The organism is Luteimonas sp. A501 (assembly GCF_054052085.1).
Genome location: NZ_JBSVRI010000012.1, coordinates 1 through 4811, shown reverse-complemented (window position 1 = coordinate 4811; position 4811 = coordinate 1). Strand labels below are relative to the sequence as shown.

Below are 4811 nucleotides of genomic sequence, written 5' to 3'. Positions count from 1 at the left end.
CGCTCCAAAACCTGCTTCACCGCCTCTGCCCGGAACTCATCCGTGTACTGCTTGCTGCTCATAAACACCCCTGCTGTTGCCCTGAATTATGGCCTGCGGGTGTCTACAAAAGGTTGGCCGGTCCATTCCGCCAAACATGACGCTCGAAGAGTACAAACTCCTCGTAGCAGCCGACGCGGCGCTCGCATCCCCAGTAGAAGTGGCTGTGCCTGTAGTTCCAGCAACCTTCCTCTCAGCAAACGAAAAAAGTTTGCTGCAACACTTGAGCGCAGGCCTTTCTAGCCGGCACATCTGCTGCCAAGTGCAGCTCATCAGGCTGGTAGAGTTGGACGACACACAGCTTAGCCCACAGCTTCTCCAGAACTACGAATATCTGGTTGGAAACCACAAGGCGCCGAGGTGGTTTTTCTTTAACTTAATTAGCCTTCTCAGTCTCGATTTTGTTTTCTTGAATAGCCAGGGAAATCCAACTTGTGTCGTTGAGCTTGATGGACCAGAGCACCAGGAGGACCTGAATCTAATTGAGCGCGACAAGATGAAGTCGCAGGTGCTGTCCGCCATCGGAATGCCATTCCAGCGCTTCAAGAACTCGGACATCGGAAATGCTAGCAAGGTCTCCGCACTCGTAGGCTGGATCATGAGCCATCCGTAGCCGAGCGGCTAACAATGCGTTCAAGCCGAAATTGCATCGCTACGCCGTCAACATGGCAGAAAAAGCTTGCCATGTTGCCAGCTACGCGCTGCAATTCGGCTTAACTTGAGTGTTAGGCGCCACTGCATGCGTCTCTGGTCACTGCATCCAAAGTATCTAGACTCGCAAGGGCTCGTTGCACTTTGGCGTGAGGCCTTACTGGCCAAGGCAGTGCTCCGCGGACAGACGCGCGGCTACACCCGCCATCCTCAGTTGGAGCGTTTCAAAGCGCACCCACGTCCGCGCTCGGCCATAAATTCGTATCTGGCCGCTGTCCATGCCGAGGCAACTCAACGCGGCTACGCTTTCGACCGCTCCAAGATCGGCCCAATCCGGACTGTTCAACCAATCCCTGTCAATTCGGGCCAACTTGCATGTGAGTGGCTGCATCTGCAAAGCAAGTTGTCGGTTCGCAGTCCAGCCGTGCTCGCCCAATGGAGCGGCGTGATCACTCCAACGTGCCACCCGCTGTTTCATCCGCAACCTGGGCCCGTGGCATCATGGGAGCGGGCGTCGGGTGACGCCTAACAATTCATTCAAGCCGACACCGCTTCGCGGCGCGGCTTAATTCAGGCGTTAGGCTCAATTATGAAACTTTCTCGTCTAATCGATTTAGAAGAGCCGACAAAATACAAAGTCCATCTCGCCAGTTGGAACGGTGAGTCACATCCGCTTGATGTATTCGTTCGCGATAGGGAAGAATGGTCCCTCTGGAACTCGTGGCGATCCAGCAAAGATGACTTCAATCGCGATTTCATTTTTGCATTAGTTGAGTTCTATCCAGACCCAGGCACTTGGCTCTTTGGCGGCGTATACAAAGTTCTTTCCAGGGGTAACGTCAACAATTCACATAGCTATACCGTAGCGCTGACGGAGCAAGGCGAAGATTTAATCGGTCGACTCAAGGTTCGCTTCTCAAGGTCGGGAAGAGCCAAGGCTATTAGGCTGGAGAACTACGTTGAAAATTTCATCATTGATGAAGTCTTCAAATCGAGCTACACCAGACAAGTGTTCCCAGGCTACGAGAACATAACTCTAGATTTTCGCGATCTTGAACACATCATTCGAACCAGTAAGCCTGATTGGCGTGGCGCACTTCTTAATGTCAAAGGCATTTATGTGATCTTCGACAAGTCCAATGGCATGAAGTACGTCGGGTCAGCTTACGGCGTAACGGGCGTCTGGGCTCGTTGGTCCACCTACATCAATACCGGCCACGGATTCAATGATGAACTGACAAAGATCATCGAGAACTACGGAATTGAGTACGCGAGAGAAAACTTCCGGATTAGCCTTCTAGAGTATCGCCCCGCCAGAACGGATGATCAGATCATCATTGACCGTGAGAACTACTGGAAAGTAGCGCTCATGTCGCGACTCCCCTACGGATACAACAAGAATTGAGCCTAACAATTCGTTCAAGCCGAACCTGCTTCGTTACAGCAACGTCGTGGCAGAAAAAGCTTGCCACGCCGTTGCCTCCACTGCGCAGATCGGCTTAACTCAGGCGTTAGGCCTCACGCACACATGTCCGCACCGCTTGGATCCACCCGTTACAGAGGACTGGGGGCATCCAATTCCGCCAGGTGAGGTGTGACATGCGCATCGCAAAGACTGATATTCCAGCACGTATCACTATTCCGGGAGCCACGGCTCGGCAGATTCCAGACTTCGGTGATGCCAGTGGCTATGGAGCTATTGGGGCAGAGTACTTCTCACTTGGGCAAGGCACGGACATGGCTCCATTGCTCCAAGGGCTCACAGATGATCTTTGCCAATCCCCGCATTGGGGCTATCTCATAGAAGGCGAGATCATCGTTACGTATAAAGACGGGAACCATGAGTCTGTAGGTGCTGGTGACATGTTCTTCTGGCCTCCTGGACATACGGTGCGAGTCGAGAAAGATGCTGAGGTGGTGCTTTTCAGCCCGCAGCATGAACATGGCCAAGTGATCGACCACATGTTAGGGAAACTCGCAGGTGAGGCCTAACAATTCATTCAAGCCGACACCGCTTCGCGGCGCGGCTTAATTCAGGCGTTAGGCCGCATGTACCTTCCGATCCAGCTTGCCGGACTTACTAGCAAAGACTTGGCGAGCTGCTGCGGCGGCAAGGTCTCACGCATCGCGTGGCCGGCGGCGCAGTCATCCGATTGCACGTGGCATCTAGAGCTGATCTGGCTGGACGGTACGGTTTGGACGGTGCGCGGTGTCCCGACAATGACGGAGTCAGGACATGAGATGGGGTCGCTTAGAGTGGAGCGGACCCTGGCCCGACCCGTGCCGGGGGAGTTCGCTAGGGAGGGCGTGACCCTCAATGACTTGGAGGTAGTCTCCATCAGCATCGGGACTGCGTCAGAGGCTGGTGTGAGATCCGATTGCGGCATCTCGCTCAGCGATCGCGCCGGCAACGAGTGGACTATTGTGACCGCACCGGCTACCGGAGCCGTTGCAGTTATTTGGCCTGGTGAGGCTCCTCCAGCAACGGAATTCTTGCTCTCCAGTTTTATGTGGATGCCACTCCAATGATCGTCGTTCCTTGGCACCCCCGCGGTGGCGGCCTAACAATGCGTTCAAGCCGAAGCCGCTTCGTTACGCAAACCACATGGCAGATAAAGCTTGCCATGTGCTTGGCTCCACTGCGCGTCTCGGCTTAACTTAGGCGTTAGGCCTTGTTTCCCGCACTACCGGATCAGCATCTTCGGTCGCATAATGTTCGCCGCTCATCTGTGACTGTTGGCGTCTCGCACGCGCGGTGTGATCCTGCCCCTGCTTCACGGACACCCGGATAAGCGATTCAATATCGCAACCCGAGGTGAGACAGATGACCAGGAAGAAGTCAGAGACAAAGGCAGAGCGTAAGCGGTTCAGCCCCGAGTTCAAGCAGCAGGCGCTGCTACGGGCGTCGAAGGACGGGATCCCAGCGGTGGCACGCGACCTGGGGCTGGAGCCGGCGCAGTTGTACGGGTGGCGGACGAAGGCCCAGCAGGAGGGCGAGGACGCCGAGGCGCATCGCGTGCAGCAGGCGGAGACGGCCCAGCTCAAGCGCGAGGTGGCGCGGCTGGAGGAAGAGGTCGCGTTCCTAAAAAAAGCGGCGGCGTACTTCGCGAAGCAACCCAAGTGAAGTACGCCACGATCAGGGCACACGAGGCCCAGTTCCGGGTCCGCCTGATGTGTCGGCTCCTCGGCGTGTCGCCCAGCGGGTACTACGCGTGGCGAAGCCGGACGCCGTCGAAGCAGGCGCAGGCCCGCGCCACGCTGGATGCGCAGGTGCGGGAGGAGTTCGAGCGGCGCAAGGCTCGCGCCGGCGCGCCCCGCCTGTCGCGGCACCTGGGGCGGGGTCGCCGCCAGGTGGCGCAGAGTCTGCGCCGGCAGGACCTGCGTGCGAAGGCGGCGAAGAAGTTCAAGGCGACGACGAACTCGAACCATTCGCTGCCTGTGGCGGAGAACCTGCTGAAGCAGAATTTCACGGTGCAGCGTCCGAACAAGGTGTGGGTCGGCGATATCACCTACATCGTTACGGACGAGGGCTGGCTGTACCTGGCCGTGGTGCTGGATCTGTTCTCCCGAAAAGTGGTGGGCTGGTCGATGTCGGAGCGGATGACGGCCACGCTGGTGTGTGATGCGCTTCGGATGGCGCTGCTCCGGCGCAAGCGGCCTCGTGGCGTGATCATGCATACCGACCGGGGCAGTCAGTACTGCTCTCGTGAGCATCGCGTCCTGCTCGATCAGGACGGTCTGATCGCGAGCATGAGCGCCAGAGGCAACTGCTACGACAACGCTGCGATGGAAAGCTGGAACCACAGCCTCAAGGTCGAGGCGATCCACGGCGAACGTTTCACCACCCGTGCCGAGGCCAAGGCGCAGGTGTTCGAGTACATCGAGGTTGACTACAATCGAGAGCGGCTCCATTCGACACTGGGCTACGTCAGCCCGGAGCAGTTCGAGCGGGCCCACGCTGCTTAGACGGGTGTCCGAGAAACGGGGGCAAGATCAGTGAGTGGCATCGGCGTCAGGGCCTGCTGCACCTAAGCTTCGGACAGACGCGACCCTTCGCAAGATTCCACCTGCCGAGTCGGCTTCGGAGAGCTTTCGGTGAGGGTTCTTGGCCGCGCGAGCCG

At 57.4% G+C, this 4811-nt stretch carries 5 protein-coding genes; all 5 read left to right on the top strand.

The genetic code is table 11. The features are described 5' to 3' along the window. The first annotated feature begins 136 nt into the window (after window positions 1-136). The 5 genes from ACW7G5_RS14530 (at window position 137) to ACW7G5_RS14510 (ending at window position 4656) form a co-directional block, all read left to right on the top strand. Window positions 137-652, top strand: a complete 516-nt coding sequence (locus ACW7G5_RS14530; protein WP_457005691.1) for a DUF2726 domain-containing protein — start codon at window positions 137-139, stop codon at window positions 650-652. 126 nt (window positions 653-778) lie between these two features. Then, complete coding sequence (locus ACW7G5_RS14525; RefSeq protein WP_457005689.1) at window positions 779-1219, top strand: pyrimidine dimer DNA glycosylase/endonuclease V; 441 nt, start codon at window positions 779-781, stop codon at window positions 1217-1219. A 60-nt stretch (window positions 1220-1279) separates the two neighbouring features. Beyond that, window positions 1280-2095 carry a GIY-YIG nuclease family protein gene (locus ACW7G5_RS14520; RefSeq protein WP_457005687.1) on the top strand — a complete coding sequence of 272 codons (816 nt, stop codon included), beginning with the start codon at window positions 1280-1282 and terminating at the stop codon, window positions 2093-2095. Between the two features lie 194 nt (window positions 2096-2289). Beyond that, a complete protein-coding gene (locus ACW7G5_RS14515; RefSeq protein WP_457005685.1) occupies window positions 2290-2682 on the top strand; it encodes a cupin domain-containing protein in 393 nt (130 codons plus the stop codon). 832 nt (window positions 2683-3514) lie between these two features. Beyond that, a protein-coding gene (locus ACW7G5_RS14510; protein ID WP_457005683.1) for an IS3 family transposase occupies window positions 3515-4656 on the top strand; the annotation gives its coding sequence in 2 pieces (ribosomal slippage) (window positions 3515-3785 and window positions 3785-4656; 1143 coding nt in all). The last annotated feature ends 155 nt before the right edge of the window (window positions 4657-4811 follow it).